23 protein-coding genes are annotated in these 26,006 nt (G+C 60.6%); 14 read left to right on the plus strand and 9 right to left on the minus strand.

Features of this window, described 5'->3' with window-relative positions; translation table 11 throughout:
- Positions 1–48: 48 nt before the first annotated feature.
- Positions 49–906, plus strand: a complete 858-nt coding sequence (locus ACFQDI_RS24670) for a sugar phosphate isomerase/epimerase family protein (RefSeq protein ID WP_377172079.1) — start codon at positions 49–51, stop codon at positions 904–906.
- Here the strand turns inward: ACFQDI_RS24670 and ACFQDI_RS24675 are convergent, their stop codons facing one another.
- The gene (locus ACFQDI_RS24675) at positions 907–2,010 is read right to left on the minus strand and encodes a Gfo/Idh/MocA family protein (protein ID WP_377172081.1); all 1,104 of its coding nucleotides are present in this window, start codon (positions 2,008–2,010) and stop codon (positions 907–909) included.
- A 44-nt stretch (positions 2,011–2,054) separates the two neighbouring features.
- A complete protein-coding gene (locus ACFQDI_RS24680; RefSeq protein WP_377172083.1) occupies positions 2,055–2,414 on the minus strand; it encodes a DUF3147 family protein in 360 nt (119 codons plus the stop codon).
- Positions 2,415–2,513: 99 nt separating this feature from the next.
- On the opposite strand from ACFQDI_RS24680, the gene ACFQDI_RS24685 reads away from it, so the two are divergent.
- Positions 2,514–3,758, plus strand: coding sequence for a di-heme oxidoredictase family protein (locus tag ACFQDI_RS24685; RefSeq protein WP_377172085.1), 1,245 nt, complete (start codon positions 2,514–2,516; stop codon positions 3,756–3,758).
- Positions 3,759–3,844: 86 nt separating this feature from the next.
- Here ACFQDI_RS24685 and ACFQDI_RS24690 read toward each other — a convergent pair whose 3' ends face one another.
- Positions 3,845–5,092, minus strand: coding sequence for a serine/threonine protein kinase (locus ACFQDI_RS24690; protein ID WP_377172087.1), 1,248 nt, complete (start codon positions 5,090–5,092; stop codon positions 3,845–3,847).
- 88 nt (positions 5,093–5,180) lie between these two features.
- Here ACFQDI_RS24690 and ACFQDI_RS24695 point away from each other — a divergent pair, with 88 nt between their 5' ends.
- From ACFQDI_RS24695 to polX, 5 genes are all read left to right on the plus strand, one after another.
- Entirely contained in the window at positions 5,181–6,287 is a 1,107-nt protein-coding gene (locus ACFQDI_RS24695; RefSeq protein WP_377172089.1) for an ABC transporter ATP-binding protein, read from the plus strand.
- A gap of 269 nt (positions 6,288–6,556) precedes the next feature.
- Positions 6,557–7,144: an ABC transporter permease gene (locus tag ACFQDI_RS24700; RefSeq protein WP_377172154.1), complete on the plus strand. Its 588-nt coding sequence runs from the start codon at positions 6,557–6,559 to the stop codon at positions 7,142–7,144.
- Positions 7,145–7,182: 38 nt separating this feature from the next.
- Positions 7,183–7,911 (plus strand): ABC transporter permease, encoded by a 729-nt coding sequence (locus tag ACFQDI_RS24705; protein WP_377172091.1) that lies wholly within the window; start codon positions 7,183–7,185, stop codon positions 7,909–7,911.
- Positions 7,908–8,684, plus strand: a complete 777-nt coding sequence (locus ACFQDI_RS24710; RefSeq protein ID WP_377172093.1) for a YdcF family protein — start codon at positions 7,908–7,910, stop codon at positions 8,682–8,684. The genes ACFQDI_RS24705 and ACFQDI_RS24710 overlap by 4 nt, the downstream gene beginning before the upstream one ends.
- A 75-nt stretch (positions 8,685–8,759) precedes the next feature.
- Entirely contained in the window at positions 8,760–10,505 is a 1,746-nt protein-coding gene (gene polX / locus ACFQDI_RS24715; protein WP_377172095.1) for a DNA polymerase/3'-5' exonuclease PolX, read from the plus strand.
- Positions 10,506–10,631: 126 nt separating this feature from the next.
- Here polX and ACFQDI_RS24720 read toward each other — a convergent pair whose 3' ends face one another.
- From ACFQDI_RS24720 to ACFQDI_RS24730, 3 genes are all read right to left on the minus strand, one after another.
- A complete protein-coding gene (locus ACFQDI_RS24720) occupies positions 10,632–11,459 on the minus strand; it encodes an NlpC/P60 family protein (RefSeq protein WP_377172097.1) in 828 nt (275 codons plus the stop codon).
- A gap of 26 nt (positions 11,460–11,485) precedes the next feature.
- Positions 11,486–12,787 carry a M20 metallopeptidase family protein gene (locus tag ACFQDI_RS24725; RefSeq protein ID WP_377172099.1) on the minus strand — a complete coding sequence of 434 codons (1,302 nt, stop codon included), beginning with the start codon at positions 12,785–12,787 and terminating at the stop codon, positions 11,486–11,488.
- 77 nt (positions 12,788–12,864) lie between these two features.
- A complete protein-coding gene (locus tag ACFQDI_RS24730) occupies positions 12,865–13,743 on the minus strand; it encodes a hypothetical protein (protein ID WP_377172101.1) in 879 nt (292 codons plus the stop codon).
- 169 nt (positions 13,744–13,912) lie between these two features.
- On the opposite strand from ACFQDI_RS24730, the gene ACFQDI_RS24735 reads away from it, so the two are divergent.
- Positions 13,913–14,659: a lysozyme inhibitor LprI family protein gene (locus ACFQDI_RS24735; RefSeq protein ID WP_377172103.1), complete on the plus strand. Its 747-nt coding sequence runs from the start codon at positions 13,913–13,915 to the stop codon at positions 14,657–14,659.
- Positions 14,660–14,678: 19 nt separating this feature from the next.
- On the plus strand, positions 14,679–14,957 hold the full coding sequence (locus ACFQDI_RS24740; RefSeq protein WP_377172105.1) for a VF530 family protein: 279 nt from the start codon (positions 14,679–14,681) through the stop codon (positions 14,955–14,957).
- Positions 14,958–14,993: 36 nt separating this feature from the next.
- Here ACFQDI_RS24740 and ACFQDI_RS24745 read toward each other — a convergent pair whose 3' ends face one another.
- Positions 14,994–15,746, minus strand: a complete 753-nt coding sequence (locus tag ACFQDI_RS24745; RefSeq protein WP_377172107.1) for an ABC transporter ATP-binding protein — start codon at positions 15,744–15,746, stop codon at positions 14,994–14,996.
- Positions 15,747–15,900: 154 nt separating this feature from the next.
- Between ACFQDI_RS24745 and ACFQDI_RS24750 the strand changes: the two genes are divergently transcribed.
- On the plus strand, positions 15,901–17,553 hold the full coding sequence (locus ACFQDI_RS24750; RefSeq protein ID WP_377172109.1) for an alkaline phosphatase family protein: 1,653 nt from the start codon (positions 15,901–15,903) through the stop codon (positions 17,551–17,553).
- A gap of 74 nt (positions 17,554–17,627) precedes the next feature.
- On the opposite strand, the gene uvrA is transcribed toward ACFQDI_RS24750, so the two are convergent.
- A complete protein-coding gene (gene uvrA, locus ACFQDI_RS24755) occupies positions 17,628–20,519 on the minus strand; it encodes an excinuclease ABC subunit UvrA (protein ID WP_377172111.1) in 2,892 nt (963 codons plus the stop codon).
- Positions 20,520–20,641: 122 nt separating this feature from the next.
- Here uvrA and ACFQDI_RS24760 point away from each other — a divergent pair, with 122 nt between their 5' ends.
- From ACFQDI_RS24760 to ACFQDI_RS24770, 3 genes are all read left to right on the plus strand, one after another.
- Positions 20,642–21,601 (plus strand): hypothetical protein, encoded by a 960-nt coding sequence (locus tag ACFQDI_RS24760; protein ID WP_377172113.1) that lies wholly within the window; start codon positions 20,642–20,644, stop codon positions 21,599–21,601.
- A 283-nt stretch (positions 21,602–21,884) separates the two neighbouring features.
- The gene (gene hisD, locus ACFQDI_RS24765) at positions 21,885–23,171 is read left to right on the plus strand and encodes a histidinol dehydrogenase (RefSeq protein WP_377172115.1); all 1,287 of its coding nucleotides are present in this window, start codon (positions 21,885–21,887) and stop codon (positions 23,169–23,171) included.
- Positions 23,168–23,608, plus strand: coding sequence for a hypothetical protein (locus tag ACFQDI_RS24770; protein ID WP_377172117.1), 441 nt, complete (start codon positions 23,168–23,170; stop codon positions 23,606–23,608). The genes hisD and ACFQDI_RS24770 overlap by 4 nt, the downstream gene beginning before the upstream one ends.
- A 7-nt stretch (positions 23,609–23,615) precedes the next feature.
- On the opposite strand, the gene ACFQDI_RS24775 is transcribed toward ACFQDI_RS24770, so the two are convergent.
- Entirely contained in the window at positions 23,616–24,557 is a 942-nt protein-coding gene (locus tag ACFQDI_RS24775) for a type I phosphomannose isomerase catalytic subunit (RefSeq protein WP_377172119.1), read from the minus strand.
- A gap of 63 nt (positions 24,558–24,620) precedes the next feature.
- Between ACFQDI_RS24775 and ACFQDI_RS24780 the strand changes: the two genes are divergently transcribed.
- Entirely contained in the window at positions 24,621–26,006 is a 1,386-nt protein-coding gene (locus ACFQDI_RS24780) for an FAD-binding oxidoreductase (RefSeq protein WP_377172121.1), read from the plus strand.

A 26,006-nucleotide genomic window follows, 5' to 3' on the forward strand; every position in this document is an offset into this window, starting at 1 on the left:
CTGCCCCTTGGTAAAGGGGGCTGATTTAATCGCCGATCTGTGCATGACATGAAACGCCGCTGCTTCATTCATCAAACTTCCGTGCTGTGCAGCCATGTCATGCTTGCACCTTCTGCGGTGCTTCTCGCTGGAAGCTTCACTGGAAAGATCCGCAAGTCGCTCAAGTGGGGCATGGCGCAAAAAGCCGCGCAGGGGATGCCTCTGGCGGAGGCTTTCAAAAAGCTTCGGGCCTGCGGCTATGAGGGTGTGGAGCCCAGCCTGCTAGGGCATGTAACCGAGCAGAACGCGAACGAATGGATCGCCGCCAGCAAGGAGAGCGGACTGATCATCGACGGCACCGTGGGCGGACGAAGCGAAGGACTTGAGTCAGGCATTGATCTGACGAAAAAGCTGGGTGGAGATTCCATGCTCGTGGTGCTGGACTATCCGCAGGACCAGCCGCTGCAGCAGACATGGGATGCATCAGTGGCGCGCATGAAGCGGGCCTCTGTGCATGCAGAAAAGCAAGGCGTTCGCATTCTCATCGAAAACGTCTGGAACACCTTTCTCATCAGCGCTTTCGACATGGCGCGGTTCATCGATGACGTTGGCAGCCCTTGGGTGCAGGTGCATTTCGACATCGGCAACATGATGCGCTGGGGCGTGGCGGAGCACTGGGCGCAAGTGCTGGGAAAACGCAGCCTGAAGCTGGACGTGAAGGAATACGACCTCGAGCGCGCCATGAAGGAAGGCATGCGCAAAGGCTTTGACGCACCGCTCGGAGAGGGCAGTGTCAACTGGCCAGCCGTCCGCGCAGAGCTGGCCAAAATCAACTACACCGGCTGGGCCGCCGCCGAGGTGAAGGCCGGAGACTGGGACTATCTGGCAGATGTGGCCCGCCGTATGGACAAGGTGCTGGATCTTTGACTAAAAATCCAGCTTCACTGTTCTGCCGCCGTCCTGCGCAGACGCCAGACAGGCATCCAGCACGCGCTGCGTCAGCAGGCTGATGCGCGGCCAGTGAGCATCCAGTTTTTCGGAGAGCACGAGTTCAGAAAAAGTGCGGAACAGGTTGGACTCCTGCGAGCCCGGGGCGTTGCTGCTTGGCTCGTCGATCACTTCGACTTTGCGGCCTTCGTGCATGCTGGCCTGGCAGCGGTCCAGCATAAAATCGGAGCGCGTCAGGCTGTACTTCGTCTCGCTGCCATGAAAGGGCAGCACAAAGTCGGACACCTGCAGCAGCCCCTTGCCGCCGCTCACGATGGCCCACTGCGCATTCGTGGTGGTGAAGGAACAGTAAAAGGACGCGCTGGCGCCATCCGCAAAGGTCAGCGCGCCGGAAAACTCGAGCGGCACAGGAGGCGTGTCGTCCGTCTGCTGCGTCTCCGAATGGATGCGGCCTGTCACCTGCAATGGGGTGGCGTAGTTCATGGCCCAAAGCGTGAAGCGCAGACAGTACCAGCCCAGATCTCCGAGGCAGCCCAGTGGCTCCAGCTTGCCGTGCGCACGGATGTTGCTGCGCTGAAACTCATCGTCGCTCATGAAGCTGAACTGGGTGGCAATGTGGCGCACTGGCCCCACATCGAGGTCCACTGCATCGCGCAGCTTCTGCAGGCGGCGGCCGTGCATGAACATCACGCCGTCCATAAACTGCACGCGATGCTTTTCACACGCGGCGATCATCTCCGCCACATCGGCCGCATGCACACCCACGGGCTTTTCCGCCAGCACATGCTTGCCGGCCTCTGCGGCGCGGATGACCCATTCCTTGCGCAGGCCGGTGGGCAACGGGATGTACACGGCGTCGATGTCCCTGCGTGCCAGCAGCGCGTTGTAGTCATCCATGGCCTCCGGCACGACCGCATGCGGAGCGCTGCTCTGGCATTCATCAATGAAGGTCTGCGCACGCAGGAGGTCACGGCTGGCCACCGCCACCAGTGTGGCGTTTCCGGCATCACGGATGGCCTGCCAGTTTTTGCGGGCGATGAAGGCGGCACCCAGGATGCCCCAGCGACAGTGGTTGGTGTTCATGCCGGATCAAGCACGCGGCTGCGACACCCGTCAAGCCCGCAGCCTTACAGCATCAGGCCAAATCGTGCGCTGACGGCGCGCAGCAGCGCAAAGAGCAGCAGCGTCAGCACTGCGCTGCCGCCCAGGGCACCATAAAAACCCCACCAGCGCTGAAACGCGGGAAAGAGCAGAAACATCGGCAGCGTGGGTAGCACATACCAGAAGATGTAATACATGTGGTCTGCCGTCTTTTGTGCCCGCACTTCCGGACCGCTCTCATGGTGCACCCAGAAGAGCGTGATGATGCTCACAAACGGCAGCGCTGCCAGCAGCGCACCCAGCTTGTCGCTCCGCTTCACCATCTCGCTTACGAGTGTGATGATGCCGGCGCTGAGCAGGTACTTGATGATGATTTTCAGGGTCATGGTGTGTGTTGGAAAAAGTGAGTAACGAATTTTGAGGCAGGGGATTTCCAAGATCAACGATATCACGCATGGGCGTGATTGCAGCCAACCCATCCTGCCATGAAAGCGACACGTCTCACCTCTTATCTTGCGCTCCTGACGGCATGCTCTCTTGAGACGCATGCCGTGGCTCAAATGCCGCCCCGTCACCCCGCGCACCGGGCTCAGCATCCGCCGCACACTACGCCACCGCCGACAAATGCCGCAAAGCCACAGTTTGGTGATCCGCTGCCGGGGCTCACGAGGGCTCAGCTGGCCGCCTTTCTGGATGGAAAGGATGACTTTGAAGACACGGAAACAGAGACTGGCGGTCTCGGGCCCATCTTTAATCGCAGCTCCTGCGTCACCTGCCACAACGCGCCTGCCACAGGCGGTGCAGGCCCCATCAATGTGACACGCTTTGGCCGCACCGACGGCGGGGGCTTTAATCCGCTCACGTCTCTGGGCGGCTCTCTGCAGCAGGAAATGGAGATCAGCCCCGCTCTGCATGAAGTGGTGCCGCAGGAGGCCAACGTGGTGGCGCATCGAAACTCCACCCCGCTCTTCGGCCTGGGCTTGGTCGAAGCCATCCCGGACGATCAAATTCTGCAAAATGTCAGGCGTACCCCCATGGATGGTGTGCTGGGAAAAGTGGCCAGGGTGGCGGACCCGGCCACAGGCAAGATGCTGATCGGCCGCTTTGGCTGGAAGGCGCAGCAAGCCACGGTGCTGAGCTTTGCCGGAGATGCCTATCTCAATGAAATGGGCATCACCAACCGTCTCTTTCCGGTTGAAAACGCACCCAATGGCAATGCGCAGCTCCTCGCACAATATGACACCGTGGTGGATCCCGAGGATGTCGTCGATCCCACGACAGGCAGGGGAGACATTGACCGTGTGGCTGACTTCATGCGTTTCCTTGGTGCGCCGCCGCGACTGCCTTTGTCGAACTCTGCTGCGGTTGGACGGAGTGTGTTTCAAAACACCGGATGCGCCGTCTGCCACGTGCCGCTGATGATCACAGGCCCCCATAAAATAGCCGCGCTCGACCGCCAGGAGGTCTGGCTTTTCTCAGACCTGCTCCTGCATGACATGGGGGCTCTGGGAGATGGCATCGCCCAGTCCGCCGCTGATGTGAGAGACATGAAAACTGCGCCTCTGTGGGGGCTGCGCGCGAGTGCGCCCTACCTGCATGACGGTCGCGCACAGACTGTCGATGAAGCGATCAAGGCTCACGATGGCGAGGCGAAGGCCTCCAAGGAACGCTACCTCAGGCTGAACAAGCAGCAGGTCCAGCAGCTCCTCGACTTCCTCATGTCGATCTAAATTGGAGTAGATAACTGGGCCGAGCGTGAAGCAGGTGGAAACGCCTGCTTCACATTTGTCATCCGAATGGCCGCTGATAAAACAGTTCAGCGCTTCACCTGGCCTGCTTTCGTTTTTACCGCTTCAGGCTTCCCACCACAGCGCGAAACCACAAACAGGCACAGCAGCACCAGCACCACTGCCGCAGCGATTGCGACGGGCTTTTGCTGCTTGAGTTTGCCCATGAGCAAGGGGGCGGTTGCCGGTGCTGGTCTGATACCCGAAGGACGTGGTCCCGGAGCGGGGGTAGGGGCCCTTCTTGGTGCGGGGACGACGGGATTGGTGGCTTCAGGTTTTGGACGGTTGGCAGCCACGTGCGGACCAGCGGCTATGGGGATGGTGCTGGAGGTCGCATTGTGAGTGCCAGGCTGCGTTCTGGGCAGCATGACGGGTGCGGAGCGCAGATTCTGCGGTGGCGGCATTGCCACACCTGGAGGTGGCGCAGCGGTGGCGGCTGCTTGCTGTACAGGCAGAGGACGCGGTGTCTGCTCCACAGCCTGCGGGGCCTCTTGTTTTTCAAACTGCGTGCGTGCAGCACCAGCCTTGCGCGGACGTTGCTCCGGATCGAGTGACATCAGGTGCATCACCCATGAGGTCATCCAGGCTGGCACATGGGAGGCGAGCTTGGTCAGGGGTGGGATGTCGTGGCTGAGGTGCTTCAGGCGGAGTTCCTTCATCACCCTTGCATCAAAGGGGGCGCGCGCGGTCAGCGCCTCATAGAGGATGCAGCCCAGCGCATACACATCTGTGCGACGGCGCGTGGAGCCATCCTGCCACTGCTCCGGGGCGGCGCAGCGGTAGGCACGTATCTGCTCCTCGGGGCTGTCGTCTTTCGAGGCAAATCCCTGCCCAAAGCCATGCAGTGTCACCTGCCAGTCAGCGGCGGACTTTCCGCTGATGCGCACGTATTCCGGTCGCAGGCTGCCGTGCACGATGGCGCTTTCGTGCAGAGCTGAAAGCGCTTCCAGCAGTTGCACGGTCAGCGAGGTGAATTCCTTTTCCGTAAGCGGGCCGCGCTCCAGGATCTCGGGCAGTGTTTCTCCCGGCAGGGGGCCGGCTACGATGGTGTAAAAGCCGTCTTTGTCCGCTCCGTAGTCGATCAGCCGGTCCAGGTGACGGTTCTCCAGCCCGGCCAGCTGACGGAAAAGCTCCCTCAGCCCCTCGATCTCCTCCGGCTTCTGGGTCTTGAATCGACGCAGCCGCAGTTCGTTTTCGCGCTTGTTGTCGCGCACGAGCAGCAGCTTGCTGGCGGTGTCTTCTTCAAGAGGGCGCAGGATTTCAAAACGGTTGGACATTCGGTAAAGTTCGCCTGTTCCTTTCAATCCCGCAAGCTTCTTGCCACCGCCATTGTTTTCAGGCTAAAGTATACCCTTATTCCTTTTAATGGACGAATTTCTCGTCATTGACCATGTTTCCAAATCCTTCGGCACGCAGCTTGCCGTGGGGGATGCATCCTTGGCAGTGGCAAGGGGGGAGTCGTTTTCACTTTTAGGACCGAGTGGCTGTGGAAAAACCACGCTGCTGCGGATGATTGCAGGCTTTGAACGCCCTGACTGCGGCAGGATTATGGTCGCGGGCAGGGACATCACCGCGCTTCCGCCTGAGCAGCGGCCAGTAAACACCGTCTTTCAAAATTACGCCCTCTTTCCTCACATGAGTGTATGGGAAAATGTGGCCTTCGGCCTGCGCATGAGCCGCCGCCCGCGTGAGGAGATACGCAGCAGCGTGGACCACATGCTGGACCTGGTGCGTCTCAATGAGCACGTGCGCAAGCGCCCCTCACAGCTGAGCGGTGGGCAGCGGCAGCGTGTGGCCATTGCTCGAGCTTTGGTGAACAATCCGCAGGTTCTGCTGCTGGACGAGCCGCTGGCTGCGCTGGATCTCAAGCTGCGCCAGCACATGCTCATGGAGCTGAAAACCATTCATGAACAGGTTGGCACCACGTTCATCTACGTGACACACGACCAAGGCGAGGCCATGAGCCTGAGCGATCGAGTTGCAGTCATGAATGAGGGCAGGGTAGAGCAGGTGGACTCACCGGGGCATCTTTATGAAAATCCCCGCACCCGCTTTGTGGCCTCCTTCATCGGCGATGCAAATTTTTTCACAGGCGTGGTGGTGGAGATACAGCACGAAGGATATGTGCGCGTGCTGGTGGATGGACTGGGCAGTCCGCTCGTTCTGGGTAGCGGCGACATCGCTTCCGGTCACCCCTTGCGTCTGATGGTAAGGCCGGAAAAAATCAGTCTCACGCTGACGCGGCCGTCCAGAGTAGAACGGGTTAACGCCTTCCCCGGAGTGGTGGAGGACGTGGCCTATTTCGGTTCGCACACGCGCTATCGTATCCGCGCCGGGCAGCACAGCATTCTGGCGCAGCTCCAGCGCAGCCGCTTTAGCGGAGGGGAGATCGATCCGGTGCGTGGAGCGGAGGTGTGGATGAGCTTTCATCCGGATGAAGGCCGGGTCGTGCACATGGAGGATGCCTCATGAGAGCCGGATCCGGCTCTGCCAGACAGTGGATTGTCACCCTGCCGTCACTTGCTTGGCTGGCTGTCTTTTTTGTGATTCCTGCAGGTTTGGTCATCAGCACGGCATTTCGCCCTGCCGATTTGCAGGGTGGTGTCGGGCCGGGCTGGACGCTGGACACCCTGCGGGAAGTGATGGACTCCGCCTATGGTCCGATTCTCTGGCGCACGCTATGGCTCAGCGGTGTGACGACTTTGATCTGTCTGGCTCTGGCGCTTCCGGTGTCTTTTCATATGGCGCGTGCAAAGCGGCGCATGCGGCAGATTCTGCTGCTGCTGGTTGTCATCCCCTTTCTGTCGAATTTCCTGATCCGTATTTTTGCATGGAAGTCTCTGCTGCACCCCGAAGGTCCGCTGACCAGGCTTCTCATCGGGATGCATCTTTTGCCGGAAAATGTCACGCTGTTGAATCATTCAGGGACGGTGCTGCTCGTGCTTGTTTACACGCAGCTGCCCTTTGCCATCCTGCCGCTCTACGCAGCTGCCGAGAAATTTGACTTCGGCTTGCTGGATGCAGCCCGGGACCTCGGGGCCGGCCCATGGCGCGCTTTTTCGAACGTGTTCGTTCCTGGTGTCAGTCGCGGGCTGATTTCTGCATCCGTCATGGTTTTTGTCTGCTGTCTTGGTCAGTACGTTATTCCGCAGATGGTGGGCGGCGCTTCGGATGAAATGCTCGGAAGCAAAATCGCCCAGCGCGTTTTTTCAGACCGCAACCTGCCGCACGCCAGTGCGCTTGCTGGCGGGCTCATGCTGGCTGTGCTGCTTCCGATGCTGCTCGTTGTGCTGAGGCAGAAGTTTGGCAGGGGAAAGGAGGCTGAATGAAGCACTCAAGGCTGCCGGCTTTCATCACCTTGGGGGTGATGGTCTTTCTGTTTGCTCCGCTGGTGGTTCTGGTTGTTAACTCCTTCAATGCCTCGCGTTTTGGCGGTGAGTGGGAGGGCTTCACCTGGAACTGGTATGAAAAACTCTGGGCTGCGGGAGAGGTGTGGGAGTCACTCTGGATCACGCTCAAAATTGCCGTTTCGGCCTCCCTGGTTTCCATGATGCTGGGCACTCTGGCCGCATATGCGCTGCATCGGTTTCGCTCTGGGCTGCAGGATGTGCACCACATGCTGGTCACTCTGCCATTGGTCATGCCGGACGTGCTCATGGGCATGTCACTGCTGGCCCTTTTTGTTCTCACAGGGTTTGAAACCGGCATGCTCACCATCTGGATCGCGCATGTCACCTTCTGTTTGAGCTTCGTGACAATGGTGGTTCTCGGCAGGCTTCAGGACTATGATTTTACCCTGCTTGATGCTGCTCGTGATCTGGGTGCCACTCAGGCCATGGCTGTGAGAAAAGTGCTTTTGCCGCTCATTATGCCCGGTGTGCTTGCAGGCGGTCTTCTGGCCTTCACTCTTTCAATTGATGACTATGTCATCACCTTCTTTGTCTCGGGTCCTGGCACCACGACTCTGCCTCTCCGCGTCGCCAGCATGATGAAAACCAGCCGCAGCCTGCCGGTGATCAATGCACTGAGCACTCTCCTCATAGCCAGCACCTTTATCTTTGCCGCATGCAGCTTCCGTCTCCAACGCAAAACATGACCTCGTTTCTCAGATCTCTGGCAGACTTTATTGAGCCGACCGGGCTTGTCTGGCTCCTCCTTTCTGCACTTGTAGTGATCAAGCTGAAGCACCGGAAATGGAGGGCTTTGATCTTGCCAGCCACCGCCTGGCTGCTGCTGACACTCACCGCAGCCACTGCTCTGCCGCACGCTTTGGTGGCATCACTGGAGGCTCGTTGGAAGCCCGTGGAAATCAGCACACTGCCAGAGTGCGACGCCATCATAGTGCTGGGTGGCGGCATGGAGCCCTCGATCAGCGAGCCAGCAGGAATCCATATGAAAGGTGCTGCAGACCGGCTGTTTACGGGGCTGATGCTCGCAAAAAAAGGCCGGGGCAGGCTGTTGGTATTGGGTGGTGGCATGTGCAAGATGCGGTCCGGCATCGAGTCCGAGGCGGATGCTGCAATGCGCTGGGTGGAGGAGTGGCAGCTCTCCCCTGTTCCAGTGCAAAGTCTGGGCAACTGCACCGACACCCACGATGAAGCCGTAAAAGTCTCCGCCCTGGCCGCCAGGCATGGCTGGAAAAAGGTGGCGCTGGTGACATCAGCCTATCACATGACCCGCGCCAAGGCGGTGTTTGAAAATGCGGGCACGGCTGTTGTTGCTGTTCCGTGCAATTACGTCAGCATGACGTTGCGTGAGCAGAAGGCAAAATGGATCGAGGTGCCAAACGCAGGCAATCTGGCCCATCTTGAGGCATGGATGCACGAAATGATAGGATGGTGGGCCTATCGTTTTTGCGGCTGGATTTGATGATTGCTGTGGAGAATCAGATCCGTAGGGCGAATTCCCGCTTCACCTCGCGCCATCTCACGCCATCATGCACACATGACCCGTGAAGACGCCGCAACCATCTTTGAACGCATTGCCCTGCTCCTGGAGCTGAAGGGGGAAAACACCTTCAAGGTGCGCGCCTACCGCACCGGCGCGGAGATCGTCGAGAGCTTCAGTGGCGACATCATGAAACTGGCCGCGGAAAACCAGCTCGCAGGCATCAAGGGGCTCGGTGAGGCCCTGCGCGACAAGCTTCATGAAATGGCCACCACCGGAAAGCTGGAGTTTTACGAAAAGCTCAAGGCGGAGTTTCCAGACACACTCTTTGAGCTCTTCGACGTCCCCGGCCTCGGTCCCAAAAAGGTGGCTGCTTTGCACTCAGAGCTGGGTGTGTCCTCCATCGCCGATCTCAAGCGCGCATGCGAAAGCGGCGAGGCCGCCAAACTCTCCGGATTCGGCGGCAAGACAGTGGAAAAAATCCTCGACGGCATCGCCTTTCGCGAGCAGCACGCGTCTGAGTTTCGCCAGGATCAGGTTCATGCCCTCGCGCAGGAGATTCTGGAGGCGCTGCGTCAGCATCCGCAGGTCTCGAATGCCGAAGTCTGCGGCAGCTTCCGCCGTGGCAAGGAAACCGTGCACGATCTCGACTTCCTCGTCTCCACCAAGCAGCCCGAGGAGGTCATCGAATACTTCGTACAGCTCCCCATCGTCGTGGACGTCATCGCGAAGGGGCCTACCAAAGCCAGCGTGCACGCCACGCACGGCGTTCAGTGCGATCTCCGCGCCGTCTCCCGTAAGGAGTACCCCTTCGCCCTGGTGTACTTCACCGGCAGCAAGGAGCACAACGTCGTCATCCGCCAGCGTGCCCTGGCGCGCGGCTGGTCGCTCAATGAGTATGCCTTCACCCCGGTGCCGGATCACGCCGATGCGCCCGTCATCCCACCCGTGCACGATGAAGCCGAGCTCTACCGCGCGCTGGATCTCGACTTCATCGATCCCGAACTGCGCGAGAACAAAGGCGAGATCGAGGCCGCCGAGCACGGTGGTCTGCCGCACCTCATCCAGCTCGAAAACCTGCGCGGAGTCTTCCACAATCACACCACCGCCAGCGACGGCGGTGCGACCCTCCGCGAGATGGCCCATGCAGCCCACGAGCTGGGCCTGCAGTACCTCGGCATCGCCGACCACAGCAAGTCCTCTTTCCAGGCCAACGGCCTCGATGAAAAGCGCCTGCTCGCACAGATCGAGGAGATCCAGGCGCTCAATGAAGAGATGAAGGAGGAAGGCTTCCGCATCTTCACCGGCAGCGAGGTGGACATCCTTAAAGACGGTAGTCTCGATTTCAGCGACGAAATCATGGTACAGCTCGACTACGTCGTCGCCTCCGTGCACAACGTCTTCAATCTGCCCGAGGCCGAGATGACCAAGCGCATCATCCGCGCCATCGAGAATCCGCACGTCACCATGCTAGGCCACCTCACCGGCCGCCTGCTGCTGCAGCGCCCGGCTTACAATGTCAACATCGCCGCCGTGATCGATGCCGCCGCCGAGACCGGCACCATCATCGAGCTTAATGCCAGCGCCTGGCGTCTCGACATGGACTGGCGCTGGTGGAAGCTCGCCAAGGAAAAAGGCGTCAAATGCAGCATCAATCCCGACGCCCACAGCGTGCACGGCCTGCAGGCCGTCATCTACGGCATCAAGGCCGCCCGCAAAGGCTGGCTCACCCGCAAAGACGTCATCAATTGCCTCCCCCTCGGCCAGATCGAAGACGCGTTGCGTGCCAAGCGCGCAATGTAACTCCTGCAAGGAGCCAGGCGATCAGTCCATAGTGGTCCGCACAGTCCTCTGTGCGGCACGCGCGGACCTGCATGGTTCGAGAAGTTCCACAACTTCGATCGTGCTTGTGTCCTCCCAAAGCCCCTCTCACTTCTCCGGAATAATCCTCAGCGCGTGGCTCGCCTTGCTGGCATACCACCAGCCTTTTTTAAAGGGCCGCAGGTGCACGCCGTTTGGGATCTCCACCCCGTTGCTGTCCTTCGTTCGTGTCCCCGTGCTGTCCAGAATCAGCGGCGCACCCTCCGGGCTGTGGCCTATCTTGCCCACCCACAGCACCACGTGGGAGACCTCGCCTTTGTTGCTCTTCACAAACAGCAGATCCCCCGTGAGCAGCGTCTTTTCAAAGTCCTCGTAGCGCTCGGGCAGCTCGATCCGCTTCACCGCGATGCTTCGCCCTGCACCCGGCCCGGGGGTCTCCGTCAGCATGGCCTGATCCTGCACATCTCCGGTGGGCTTGATCCCCAGCGCCATGTTGTACACAAAGGCGGTGAAGTTGCTGCAGTCCACCCCCTTCGTCACAGGCGTGGTCTGCCTCTCATCCTTCGGCCAGCCCGCTGGTGGCTCCCAGTCCGGCACGTGATGATGCTGGTACGTGTAGCCTACAAAGCGCATGGCGGTGGCGATCACTCGCTGGCGCGACCACTCCGGGCTTTTTGAGCCCATGCCCTCAGGCGGGCTGAAGTGCTTCGCCGCAGGTCCCCAGTATTTCCAGCGCGGTTGGTTGGCGTCATCATACCATTCGCGGTAGGGCACGTTGGCCTCCTCCTTCCAGTTGCCACGCGGTCCTTTCAGGAGGTCGCCTATCAGCTCCTCATCGCTGAAGGTGAAGGCCACCTTGTAGGGTGACTTGTAATCAGCAGCGTGCAGGGCGCTGCAGCAAAGCAGGAGGGAAAGCAGAAGCCGGCGGATCTTCATGGTGCCCCCCTTAAACGCCGCCACCGTCAGCGGCTTGCATCCAGAAAATCACAAACAGCGGCTGCCATCACGGCCACGCCGGTTTTGATGCTCTGCTCATCACAGTCATACATCGGCGTGTGGCCGCCATAGGTCATGCCTTTCTCCTCGTTCGCCACGCCCAGGCGGAAGTAGAAGCCCGGAACCACCTGCGCGAAAAAGCTGAAGTCCTCCCCACCCATGCCCGGGATGAGCTCGATCACGTTCTTTTCTCCCACGACCCGGCGAAAGACCGGCAGCGTGACATCCACCAGCTTTTGATCATTGTGAATGCTCGGGTACGTCTTCCGGTACTCCATCTCATAGGTGGCCCCATGCGCTGACGTGATGCCCTTTAGGATGCGCTCCATCTGCTCGATGATTCCGTCTCGGAAAGCTGCGTCATAAGTGCGCACCGTGCCGCCCAGCTCCACTTTCTCCGCGATGATGTTCTCGCGGTCGCCACCGCTGATCATGCCGATGCTGATCACCAGCGGCTGCCGCGTGTTCGTCTGGCGGCTCTTGATCATCTGCAGCGCCATGATGGCCTCCGCCGCCACCGCGATGGCGTCCACCCCTTTGTGCGGCGTGGAGCCGTGCGCCATCTTGCCATGGATGGTGATGTGAAAGCGGTCGCTGTTTGCATTGTCATAGCCTGGCGTGTAGCCGATCTGCCCCGCCTTGAGGTAATGGACACCGTCATCTGTGATCCCCGCCGGCTGCACCACCGCCGTGGTATGCAGGCCAAAGACAGCCGCAGGCTTGGGGTTCTCCATCACGCCCTCCGCCACCATCAGCTTAGCACCCCAGTCGCCTTTGTAGGTGGCGGGCATGGCCTCCTCCGCTGGTTGGAAAAGAAACTTCACACTGCCTTTCACCTTGTCCCGGTGCCTCATGAGCAGCTCCGCCACGCCCAGCGCACAGGTCGTGTGCACGTCATGTCCGCAGGCATGCATCACCCCCGGGTTCTGCGAGCGGTACGGGGTGCTGCGCAGCTCCTTGATCGGCAGCGCATCCATGTCTGCGCGTACCGCCACGCAGGGGCCATCCTGCGTGCCTTTCAGCACCGCCACCACGCCATGCTTCGCCACACCGGTCTTGATGTCCGTAAAGCCAAGTTCCTTGAGCCGGTCCGCCACCAGCTTCGAGGTGCGCACCTCCTCATTTGGCAGCTCTGGGTGCATGTGGATGTCCCGCCTGATCTCCACCAATCGTGGAAACATCTGCTCAATGCTCTTTTGAAACGCCGCGTCACGGGTTTCTGCAGCGTTGAGTGGGATGGATAGCAGCAGCAGGAAAAGATGTTTCATTACAGCCAGACGTTGGAGTCACGCCGATTTGTTCAAGCTTTGCTCCATTCTGTCTGTTTGTCTTTCCTGGGGCCTCCTTACGCACCTGGAGGTGTATTCAGGTCTAGCCCCAGTTTCTTCAGCTCCCATTCCTTGGAAGGCCAGTCGATCTCCGTCGGCATGCCCACGGGTTTCTCGTTGGTAAAGATGCCTGCAGACATCGCACGCACGCGGCGGTGGGTGGCGTGCTTGTCCACCAGCGGCATCCCCTGCGTTTTTGGGTTCGGATTCTGCGTGGCTTTTTCCTCCTCCTGCCACACGGTGGCTAGCTGATGCAGCGCCACGATACGGTACCAGTGCCAAGGCTGTTCGCACACCACGTTGTCGCGGCACCAGCGCCAGTTCGCAAAGCGCTCCAGTTCGGCGGGGCGCACCAGGAAGCAGCGCACGCATTTGCGTCGCACCACCTGGCGGTCTTCGCAGGTCATGGCAAACATCCATGTTTCGCGGGGGAATGGAGTGATGGCCAGATGTCCGGCGATGTGATTGAAAGCGTCGTTGAGCACTTCAAAACCCAGTGTGCCCTCTGTTCGCAGCACAGGCTTCCGCAGCGTGGTGATGTCTGCCATTTCTCGCACAATTTTCCGCGCGGCAGGATTGTCATAGAGATCATTGACCGTGGTGCTGGGCATCAGGTTGCGGAAGAGCAGCATGTATTTGTCGGATCCCGCAATCGGAGCAAGAAAGTGTGCCTGAAATAAGACGTCATCCGAGTCTCCGCGGCGCAGCCGGTCCAGCGCCCTCAGGTGCCGGCGAAACAGCAGAAACCAACTCGCGCCAAATCCAAGGAGAAAGCCGATGAACTTGCCCGAAATTTCTGGCACCACGCGATTCCACTCCAGCTGTCTCAGCCAGTCCGCCACCTGCTGTGCATTCAGGCTGCCGGCCCATTGGATGAATTGATCGTAGAGATGCATGAAAATAGGAATAAAAAAGGGGCTGAGTCGGCGGAGGCTAGAGACAAAACATTGTTTATCAAGGCGTGAAGATGTATTCAAAATCAGCCGCTTCCTGATGATCAGGAAACCAAAAGAAACCCGAGGCAAAACGTGGACACTCCCAAGCCCTCAGCTAATCTGATGCCACATGCGCCATGCGATTTCAGCTCTCTCCCTGCTGCTGCTCATCACGGCTGGCACAGGCTCCGCTCGCGCTGAAGAAAAACCCCTCACCCGTGATGCTGCAAAGGTGCTTTTCGACAAAGCAGACCGCGCCCTGAATGAAGCCTGGGCGGCGGTGAAGCGGAAGCTGCCGGAAAAGGATTTCAACAAGCTTAAGGAAGACCAGCGCTCCTGGGTGGAATATCGAGACTGCCTCGCGCGCTCACCGCTGTTTACCGGGGCCGGCGGCCAGGATGATCTGCCGCTGGATGCGCCGGAGTATCTGGAGGCCGCCGCCGGTCTGGAGGATGAGCGCTCCGAGTGGCTGAAGGGCTTGATCCATGAATGGAAGGATGAAACACTCAGCGGTGTCTATTCCGACAGCAGGGGCGGGCGTGTGGAAGTGGCGGAGGAAGGCGGGCATCTCTATTTCTCCATTTCGGTGGTGCGCGGGCCTACTTCGCATGGTGGGGATATCTCGGGTGTCGCCGTTTGGAACGCCCCCATAGGATGGTACAGTGACAAAGGGATCGACAAGGATAAGTCTGATGAGACCAACCTCAGTTTTGTGCTGCGTGAGCGAAAGCTCGAAATCACAGGGGCAAACACAGGCTATTATCTTGGCGCTCGCGCCTATTTCGACGGCAGTTATGTCAAAGTGAAAACTTTGGATGTGAAAGCGCACTCAGAGATGGTCAAAGCCGCGAAGAAAGGCCAATTGCCGGAAAAATAAAACCAGGTAAACATTCACCATGCACGCCGCAGGCCCCAAAAACCCCCTTCATGGCATCACCCTCCAGATGATGGTCACGCAGCTCGTTGAGCATTACGGCTGGGAAATGCTTGGGCGCATGATCCCGATCAACTGCTTCAACTGGCAGCCCAGTATCAAATCCAGCCTCACCTTTCTCCGCCGTACCCCCTGGGCGCGTGATAAAGTCGAGGCCCTCTATCTTGATTCGCTTCCAGACTTCAAGCAGTCGCAGAAGGAAGGCGAAGAAGGCAGCCCGGTCGTGCCGCAATCGGAGTGAGGGAAAGCCAGTTGCGGCCCAACTGGTCAACTTTTCTCACAGCCTCTCCACATGCTTCAGATGCTCCGGCGGCGGATTGTTGGCATCCACATCATGGATCTCCACCACACGTCCGTCGTCCATGTTCGCGATCCGGTTCGCATGGTGAAAAATACGGTTGTCATGGGTCACGATCAGCACCGCGCGGTCATTCCCGCGCGCGACATGCTCAAAGAGCTCCATCACCACATGCCCGTTCTTCGCGTCCAGCGCGGCGGTGGGCTCGTCGCAGATGATCAGCTCCGGCTCATGCACCAGCGCTCGGGCGATCGCGACTCGCTGCTGCTGCCCGCCTGAGAGCTGCGAGGGGCGGTGCTTTGTGCGCTCTCCCAGCCCCACTTGCGCCAGCACCTCCTTGGCACGCTTTTCCGCCTTCGACGCGGACATTCCCTGAATGAGAAGCGGCACGCTCACATTTTCCACACACGTCAGTGTCGGGATCAGATTGAAGGACTGGAAGATGAAGCCGATGTGCTGCGCCCGGAATCGCGTGATCTGCGCAGTGGACATCTTTCGCAGATCCTGCCCCAGCACCTGCAGCTCGCCGTCATCCGCCTTCAGTGTGCCTGCGATGATGCTGATCAGCGTCGTCTTGCCGCAGCCAGAAGGCCCTACCAGCATGGTGATGTCTCCTCGCCGCACGTCCAGATCGATTTCCTTGAGCACCTGCAGCCGTGCCCCCCCGTCTCCAAAGCTCTTGGAGATGCCCTTCACATGTGCCGCCAGACGGCTGGGTTCAGCTTTGCTCATTCGTTTGGACTTCCTACGCGGTCCTGATGCCTGCGGTTGCCTGTGAGTTCAAGCAGGGACTGTGCTTCTGGTTCGCCGTGCACGTGCTCCTGCTTGCTTAAAGTCATTGAAACACTGACCTCGCTGCCTGTGTTTACTGCTCTCCATTTCCACCATGAAGCACAAGACACTGCTCCCCCTCCTGGCCCTCGTGGCTGGCCTCGCCACCGCCAAGGCCGCACCACCCAAGGCTCCCAAGCTCGTGGTCGCCATCCTCGTGGATCAGCTGCGCTACGACTACCTTGACCGCTTCCACTCCCAGTTCGTCGAGGGCGGCCTCCGCGAGCTCACAGACAAAGGGGCCTTCATGACCTTTGCGCAGTACAATTACTACCCCACCATCACCGCGCCGGGACACGCCAGCTTCTTCAGCGGCAGCTCCCCCATGATGCATGGAGTGATTGGGAATGACTGGTTCGACAAGCGCAGCGGGGGGATGATGTACTGCGTGGAGGACGCAGACGTCACCGGCGTGGGCACCAAGCCCGACGCCAAGGCCGGCAAGATGTCCCCGCGCAATTTTACCGGAGCCACCGTGGCGGACCAGATGCGCCTGCACTGGGGCTCCAAGGTGGTCAGCATGTCCGTCAAAGATCGCGGCGCCATCCTGCCTGCCGGCAAAAAGCCCACGGGTGCCTACTGGTTCGAGTCCGCTTCGGGCAATTTCATCACCAGCAGCTACTATGAAAACGAGCTGCCTGCCTGGGTGAAGGCCTTCAATGACAGCAAGCGCCCGGACGCTTTCGTGGGTCAGACCTGGGAGCGCCTTCTCGAAGAGAAGCAGTATTCCGAGTCTGACGAGTCCGCCGGAGAGAGCCACCTCGCTGGCGAAAAAGGCAGCACCTTCCCGCACAAGGTCATCAAGGAAGAGAAGGAAGGCTACGAGCCCATCCTCTCCACTCCCTATGGCAACCAGCTCCTCATGGAGTTTGCCAAGGCTGCCATCGAAGGAGAGAAGTTGGGGCAGGGGAGCAACCCCGACCTGCTCTGCGTCTCGTTCTCATCCATCGACTACTGCGGCCACAAGTTCGGCCCCTACTCCCAGGAAGTTCATGACATGACTCTGCGCCTGGACCGTCAGCTGAAGGAACTCTTTGCCTACCTCGACAAAAAAGTCGGTTTGGCCAATGTGGTCATGGTGCTTACCGCCGACCACGGCGTGGCTCCCAATCCAGAAAACGCCAAGGAGCAGGGGCTCGATGGCGGACGTCCGTCAGTCACAGACATGCTTGTGGAGTTGCAGGCCAAAGTCGCCGAACGCTTTGGCGAAGGCCGCTACTTCCTCTCTCCCAAAGGCAGCCTCAAGCCCCGCCTCGTGGAAGGTAACCTCTACTTCGACCACGCCGTCCTGGCCGAGAAAAAACTGCAGCCCGAAGTGCTCACCGACTTCATCCGTGAGTGGGCGCTTTCCACCGGCGTGGTACATGCCGTTTACGGCCGCCAGCAGCTTCTCGAAGGCCGCGCCCCCGGCGTCATCGGCCAGCGCATCGCCAACGGCTTCAATGGCGAGCGCAGCGGCGATGCCGTGATCATCCTCAAGCCCTGGCTCATTGCCGGCACTGGCAAGCCCGCCACCGGCACCACCCACGGCTCCCCCTTCTCCTACGACACCCACATCCCCATTATCTTCTACGGCGCCCCCTTCAAAACTGGCCGCTACGCCGACGAGTTCAGCATCACCGACCTCGCCCCCACCCTGAGCGCAGCGCTGGGTATCCAGGAGCCCCCGATGTGCATGGGCAAGCCACTGGTGCGGGCTCTGAAGTGAGTGATGCGGGCACTCCTGCCCGCAGTTTGGAGATATGAGGTGTTCGATGCAGGCCAGCGTGCCTGCATCATTCCTCACGCCCTCAAAAAACTCCCCGTCACACTCTTCTCATTCGCCGCCACCTGCTTTGGCGTTCCTGTGGCCAGCACATATCCGCCTTCGCTGCCTCCACCCGGACCGAGGTCGATGATCCAGTCCGCGCTGCGGATCATGTCCAGATGATGCTCGATGACGATCAGCGTATTCCCCGCATCCCGCAGGCGCAGCAGCACGCCCAGCAGTGTCTGGATGTCCGCGCTGTGCAGGCCGGTGGTGGGCTCGTCCAGCACATACAGCGTACGGCCGGTGCTGCGTTTGGCCAGCTCGGCGCTGAGCTTGATGCGCTGTGCCTCGCCGCCAGAGAGCGTCGCACCGCTCTGCCCCAGCTTGATGTAGCCCAGCCCCGTCTCCTCCAGCGTGCGCAGCTTGGGCGAGATGGTGGTGCTGCGATCAAAAAAACGCAGCGCCTCGCTCACCGTCATGTCCAGTACCTCGGCGATGTTCTTGCCCTTGAAGGTCACCTCCAGCGTCTCCGCGCCATAGCGCTTTCCTTTGCACGACTCGCACGTCACATACACGTCCGCCAGGAAGTGCATGTCGATCTTGATCACGCCATCCCCTTCGCATTTCTCACAGCGGCCACCGGGTGTGTTAAAGCTGAAGCGCCCCGCATCATAGCCGCGCATGCGCGCCAGAGGAAGTTGCGCAAACAGCTCGCGGATCGGCCCAAATGCTCCGGTGTAGGTCGCAGGATTTGAGCGCGGACTGCGGCCGATCGGCGATTGATCAATCACCACCACCTTGTCGAGCTGCTCCAGCCCCGTGATCTTCTCATGCGCACCGGGAATCTCCTTGGCGTCGTAAAAATGGCGGCGCAGCGCACGCATCAAAATGTCGTCCACCAGCGTTGATTTGCCGCTGCCAGACGGGCCAGTGACACAGGTGAAAGCCCCCAGTGGAAACGCGGCGGTCACATTCCGTAGATTGTGCGCCGTGGCATTGTGGATCGTCAGCGCGTGCCCTCGGGTCGGCTCACGGCTCTCGGCGATCAGCGTCTCAGGCAGTGCCTTGGCCTCGATCCGTTTCCGGCCGCTGAGAAAGCCCCCGGTGATTGATGCCTCGTTGGCCGCGATCTCCGCAGGCGTTCCCTGTGCGGTGATCTTCCCGCCATGTGTGCCCGCTCCTGGCCCCAGCTCGATGATGTAGTCCGCCGCGCGCATGGTGGCCTCGTCATGCTCCACCACCAGCACGGTGTTTCCCAGGTCGCGCAGCCGCAGCAGCGTGCGGATCAGCCGCTCATTGTCGCGCGGATGCAGGCCGATGCTCGGTTCGTCCAGCACATACAGCACCCCTGCCAGTCCGGCCCCGATCTGCGAAGCCAGCCGGATGCGCTGCATCTCGCCACCCGAGAGCGTGCCGCTCTCACGGTTCAGCGCCAGATACCCCAGCCCCACCTGCTCCAGAAACTCGATCCGCTTCACCACCTCCCGCTGCAGCTCGCCCACATACTGCTTCTGCTGCTCCGTCACCTCCAGCTCCCGCATCCACTCCAGCGCATCGCGCACCTGCAGCCCGGTAAACTCATGGATGTTCAAGCCCTCGGCGGCCTCCAGCTTGGAACCTGTAACCTTGAACTTGGAACTCAACCTCACCGCCAGCGACTCCGGCCTCAATCTCATGCCTGCACACGTCGCGCAGGGCTGCGGATTCATCAGGCGCGAGAGGGAGGCACGTAGCACATCGCTCTCGGCACTTGCATACATGCGCGCGATCTCCGGCAGCAGCCCCTCAAAAGGCTTGGCCACGCTGCGCTTGTTGTCTGCCTTTTTCCACCCGGTGTTGATCGCCTCGCTGCCCGTGCCGTGAAACAGCGCCTGCTTAAACTCTGCCGGCAGCTCCCGAAACGGCACATCCGTCGCCGCGCCATAGTGCCGCGCTAGCGCCTCGACACTCTGGTTGAAAATCTGCTTCACCGTCGGGTGCCGTGCCCACCAGGCCTTGATTGCCCCTTTGGCCAGAGACACGCTCTCATCCGGCACCAGCAGCGTCGGGTCCGGCGTGGGTGTGGTCCCGGTGCCCTCGCAGGCCGGGCATGCGCCCAGGTGCGTGTTAAAAGAGAAATGCTGTGGCGTCAGCCTCTCCAGCGTGTAGCCCGTGCGCGGATTGGCAAAAGCCGTCGTGTAGCTCAGCACCTCCTCGCTGCCGTCCAGGTTCACCAGAAACTGCACCTCGCGGTCGTTCCAGTGCAGCGCGCTCTCGATCGCCTCCATCAGCCGCTGGCGCGAGTCCCCGCGCACCACCAGGCGGTCGATCACCACCTGCACCTGCTGCATCTGGTCGTCATCCAGTGCAGGCGCCTCCTCCAGCTCCACCACGGTGCCGTTCAGCCGCACCCGCACAAAGCCCTGGCGTTTCAGTTTCTCAAAAAGCGTCCGCGTGTCCGCCGCACTCGCGGGCGCCTGGGGGGACAGCACCACCAGCCGCGTGCCCTCGCCCAGCGCCAGCACCTTGTCGGCGATCTCTGGCGGCGTGCTGCGGTGCAGCCGCTCCCCTGTCTGCGGGTCGTGCGGCTGCCCGGCCACCGCGTACAGCACGCGCAGGTAGTCGTAGATCTCTGTGACCGTGGCGATCGTGCTGCGCGGATTTGGATTCGAGTGCACCTGCTCGATCGCCACCGCCGGGGACAGCCCCTCGATGAAATCCACGTCCGGCTTTTCCATCTGTCCCAGAAACTGCCGGGCGTAGGCCGACAGGCTCTGCACATAGCGCCGCTGCCCCTCCGCAAAAAGGGTGTCAAAGGCCAGGGACGACTTCCCGCTGCCACTCACCCCCGTCAGCACCACAAGCCGGTGCCGTGGGATGTCCACATCGATGTTTTGGAGGTTGTGCTGCCGTGCGCCTCGCACGCTGATCACGTCTTCAGGCATGCCCGTACAAGCCGCGTGAGAAGGGGAGATCAAGCCCAAGAAATTCCCGGCTGGGGCGTTTTCAGAATGCTGCATGTGGGTGGTTGATTATCTCCGGCCACTCTCCTAGAATCCCTACTGCCATGAAACCCCTCCTTGTCATCGCCCTGGCCATCGCCGTTGGTTACGTCTCCTACGAGTATGTGTATCCGCCTTTCGCTGATGCCATGAAATTCACGAAGCACGTTCCCAAAAAGGAGGAGCCCAAGCAGGAAGTGGCCGTCGTTCCAGCGCCAAAACCGCCCAAAAAGGAGAAGGTGGTCGTGGTCGAGACCAAGCCGGAACCGAAGCCTGAGATGAAGCCCGAGGAGCCAAAACCCGAAATGACCAAGGCTCCTGAGCCGCCGCCGGTGGATCCGAACGCGTTCGTCGCTCCCGTCTTCCCGCCCGTGGACGAGCTCACCCAGAACTGGGCTGTGGTGCCAAAAGGCTTCTTTAACACGCCCAAGCAGGTCACCATGAAGAAAGACCTGGAACTGAAGATGCAGATGGGCAAGGCCACTGCGGCCACCACCTTCAAGGCGGGCACTAAAATCTTCGTTATGGGCCAGGAAGGCCCCAATCTTGTGGTGGGTGCCTCCGCAGGCTCGCCCATGCGGGGGCTGGTCGCCATGGATGACACCGACTTCAAGGAAGTCTTCACCGCCGCTTATGAGCAGGTCAAGGTCGTGCAGACGGAAAATGCACGCAAGTCGCACGAATACCGTTTGGCTGCTGCGGAGCGTGCCAAAAACGCCCCAGCCGCAGCCTCTACTGGCGGCAGCAGCAGCAACGACAAGCCCGTCAAGGATGCCGACGGCACCTATCCGCTGCTTCTTGCCAGCATGAAATCCGGCGAAGTCACCGAAATCAAACCCGACAACATCAAGTCCTGGGGGGATGTGGCGCAGGAAAAAATCGATGGCACTGAATATTGGACGGTCATCGTGAAGTACGAAACTCAGACCATGTTCGGCAAATTCGAGACTGAAGCCCAGGCCCGCATCAAAAACGGCCGCGTCGAGAAGTGGGTCTATACAGGCTCCGGCGAAGTGGTGCCGTAAACCTTTCTGAGGCTGGCCGATAATGCTGCTGCTGGTCATCCTAGGCCTGATGGCAGGCATTGCCCTTGCTTCTTATCTTCATGGGAGACGCCGCAGGGCTTTACGTGCGCGCCGCTCTGTCGATGCCGCTTCTGAGCCGGATACCTGTGGCGCGCACGAAGATTTCGGCGATGACTTTGATGCAGGCGGAGACGCAGATTGAGTTGGTGGGCGCCTTGAGTCTATTTACAGGACCACTTGACCTCTTGACTCCAATCCCGCCCCCGCCACGTAAACACCCCCGATGAAAATCATCCGCCATACCGACCCAGGCTACCCCGCCGCCGCCTCTGCTCTCAACCGCCGTGCCGAAGCCAGCGACTCCGTGCGTGAGGTCGTCTCAGGGGTCATCAAGGCCGTGCGCGAGCGTGGGGATGCCGCCGTGCTGGAGCTTGTGGAAAAGTTTGACGGTGCCAAGCTGACCGCCGCCCAGATGCGCGTGTCCCAATCCGAGCTCGACGCCGCCTGGGATGCCGCAGACGCCACCCTCAAGGCCGCGCTGGAGTCCTCCCAGCGCAACGTCGCCGCCTTTGCCAAGCGCAGCTTGCGCCAGGAGTGGAGCTTCAAAAACGAACAGGGAGCCACCGTCGGGGAGATCTATCACCCCTTCGAGCGCGTGGGCTGCTATGTCCCTGGAGGCACCGCCCCGCTTGTCTCCACCTCCATCATGACCGTCGCCATCGCCGCAGCCGCAGGCGTGCCGGAGATCGTCGTCTGCACCCCCTGTGGCCGGGACGGAACCGTCAATCTCGGTCTACTCGCCGCGCTCAAGCTCGCAGGAGCCACCGAGGTCTATAAAATTGGCGGATCCCAGGCCATCGCTGCGCTCGCCTTTGGCACCGAGACCATCCGTCCCGTCACCAAAATCTTCGGTCCCGGCAACAGCTACGTCGTCGAGGCCAAGCGTCAGGCCTTCGGCGTCGTCTCCATCGATCTCCTCCCCGGGCCCAGCGAGGTCCTGATCCTTGCCGACAAGTCGGGCAATCCCGCCTTCATCGCCGCAGACATCCTCGCCCAGGCCGAGCACGGCAAGGACAGCATGGCCGGATTCCTCACCGACGACGCTGCCCTTCTCGATGCTGTCGTCGCGCAGGTGGCCGAGCAGTCCGCCACGCTCAGCCGTCAGGCCCAGCTTGCCCCCGTGCTGGAAAAAGGAGTCTTTCTCATGCTCGTACCCAGCTTGGAAGAGGGAGCACGTCTGGCCAATGATTTTGCGCCAGAGCACCTCACGCTCATCACCACGCGGGAGCAGGACATACTGCCCCTCATCCGCACCGCTGGTGCTATCTTCCTTGGCAATTACTCCCCCGTGGCCGTGGGCGACTTCCTTGCGGGCCCCAGCCACACGCTGCCCACAGGCGGCTCCGGCAAATCCTTCCCCGGCATCACCGCAGACATGTTCCAGCGCCGCACCAGCATCATCCGTCTGGACCGCGAGAGCTGTGCCAAGTCGGAGCCCGTCGTCCGAGCCATCAGCGCCGTCGAGGGGCTTGATGCCCACGCCCGGTCGGTGTCTATTCGCAGCGTATGAAGCCTTGCATCTGCCTGCTTGCTCTGATCCTCGTCTCCTGCGGCAAGGAGGAGGCCCAGCCTGAGCTGAAAAAGGGGGGGGCTCCCCCCTCTGCCAGCACCTCTTACAAGCCGGCGGTGCCAGAGAAAAAGCTGCCTCCCGTGCCTCAGGGCAAGCTTCCGAAAATGGATCCCGAAAAGGCCAAATTCATCGCTGTGCCCAGCACTCCCAAGGACCCTGCGTACAAAACTGCTGACAAGTCCATGGCAGACGCCAAAAAAACGGCTTCACCTGCGGCGGAGGTCAAGCCTGCACAGGCCCCCGTGCTGGAAGTCAAAAAAGCCACCCCTCCAGCGACAACGGCAAAGCCAAATGAAACAGCTGCCCCTGAAGTCCAAAAGGAGGCGCCAGCCGTCGAGGTGAAAAAGCCTGCTCCGCCAGCTTCAGGCAGTCAGTAGCCGTTCATCAGGGGACACGGATCTCCAGCCATTGGCTGCCAGCGCTGATGGGACTGACTTTGCGTGCTTCGGCACTCAGGCACGCGGGCACCAGCGCAAAATCACCCGCCTTCAGCATCGTGCCGCCCACGTCGATCTCGCCGCTCACCACAGCCAGCGTCAGGCTTTCACCCTCAGCACCCGCTTCGCCAGCCTCGCTGCGCAGTTTCACGTCAAAGTGCTCGCATCTCACCAGCGTGCCGTCTGCCTCCAGATTTTGCACTCCGGGCTCAAAGTCGTTGAAGTCGATGCTCTGCAGGCTCTCCTCCACATGCAGCGCGCGGGGCTTGCCATCCAGGCCCACGCGGTTCCAGTCAAACACCCGGTAGGTCGTGTCGCTGTTTTGCTGGATCTCATAGATCAGCAGGCCCGCCCCGATCGCGTGTACCCGCCCGCTGGGAATGAAAAGGCAGTCGCCCGTGCGCGCCTCGATCACATGTACAACATCCGCCAGGGTGCCGTTCGCCAGTGCTGTTTCAAAATCTGCCCGGGTCACTCCCGGCTTCAGCCCGGCGTAGATCTTCGCACCCGGGTCGGCATGCGCGATGAACCACATCTCTGTCTTCGGCTCGCCCTTCAGCGCCTCCGCCATGCTTGCCGGCGGGTGCACTTGGATCGAGAGATCATCGCATGCATCCAGCACCTTCATTAGCAGGGGGAAAGTCGGGCTCGTCGATGAGACAAGCGCCTTGCCAAACACCTCTTCGCGGTGGTTGGTCCACAGCTCATTGAGGGATCTGCCGTCCACCGTCACACTTGGCGCCTCAGGCCGGTCGCATACCGTCCACGCCTCGCCAAACGGAGTCGTCTCATCGGGCAGCGTCGCGCCCAGCAGTGTCTCCATGCGGCGGCCACCCCAGACGCGGCTTTGATAAATGGGGGCGAAACGAATGAGCTGATTGAATTTCATGTGATCATAATCAACCACAGCGCGCGTTGACGCTCTAGCACGAACTCTCCAGAATGCTCCGCCGTGAACAAAATTGAAGCCCGCTTTATTCAGTCCTTGAAGGAAATCTTACCGCCCGACCGGGTGCTGACCTCTGACGAAGACCTCGTCCCCTACAGCTTTGACGGCACAGCCGCTCTCAAGCAGCGCCCTGGCGCCGTTGTTTTTCCCCTCACTGCCGAGGAGGTTTCCGAGTGCGTCCAGCTCGCCCGGCGCAACAATGTCCCCGTCGTCACTCGCGGCTCCGGCACCGGCCTCAGTGGCGGCAGCGTCCCGCTGGAGGGCTGTCTCGTCATCTGTCTTGTGAAGATGGACAAGCTCATCGAGGTCGATGAAAAAAACCTCACGCTTCGTGCACAAAGCGGTGTCATCACCAAGGAGATCGACGATGCCTGCGCCAAGGTCGGTCTCTTCTATCCGCCGGATCCCGGCTCCATGAAGATCTCCACCATCGGGGGCAATGTGGCCGAAAACTCCGGCGGTCTTCGCGGCCTGAAGTACGGCGTCACGCGCGATTACGTCATGGGCTTTGAGGTCGTGCTGCCTGACGGCACGCTCACCTTTCTCGGAAACAAATGCGTTAAAGACGTGGCTGGCTATTCCATGAAGGACATCTTCATCGGCAGCGAGGGCACGCTCGGCATCATCACCGAGGTCATTCTCAAAGTGCTACCCCGTCCCAAGGCGCGTAAAACCATGCTCGCCCTTTACGACTCCATGGAGGACGCCGCCAAAACCATCTCCGCCATCATCGCCGCCAAGATCATTCCCTGCACGCTGGAGTTCCTTGATCGCGTCACCGTGCAGTGCGTGGAGGATTATGCCAAGATCGGCCTGCCCACCGATGTGGAGGCCCTCGTGCTCATGGAGACAGACGGCCACCCCGTTGTTGTCGAAGAGGAGGCCGCACAGATGATGGCCCTCGCCAAAGCCAATGGCGCGCGCGATGTCCGCGCCGCCGCCGATGAAGCTGAGGGAGCCAGGCTCGCCGCTGCTCGCCGCAATGCCTTCTCCGCACTCGCCCGCGTGCGCCCCACCACCATTCTGGAAGACGTTACCGTCCCGCGCAGCGAACTCGCCGCCATGGTCGCCTTCATCGACGCCGTGGCCAAAAAGCACAAGCTGCAGATCGGCACCTTCGGCCATCTTGGCGATGGCAACCTGCACCCCACCTTCCTCACCAACGAGCGCGACCATGAAGAGATGCATCGCATCGAAGCCGCGCTGGAGGAGATCGTCGAGGAGACCATCCGCGTCGGCGGCACTGTTACTGGTGAGCACGGTGTAGGCCTCGCCAAAAAGAACTTTCTCAAGCGCCAGCTCGGAGAGGGCAGCTATGAACTCATGCGCAGCATCAAAAAAGCCCTCGACCCCCAGGGCCTGCTGAACCCCGGAAAGATTTTTGATTGA

This window comes from Prosthecobacter fluviatilis (genome assembly GCF_042655725.1).
GTDB lineage: Bacteria > Verrucomicrobiota > Verrucomicrobiia > Verrucomicrobiales > Verrucomicrobiaceae > Prosthecobacter > Prosthecobacter fluviatilis.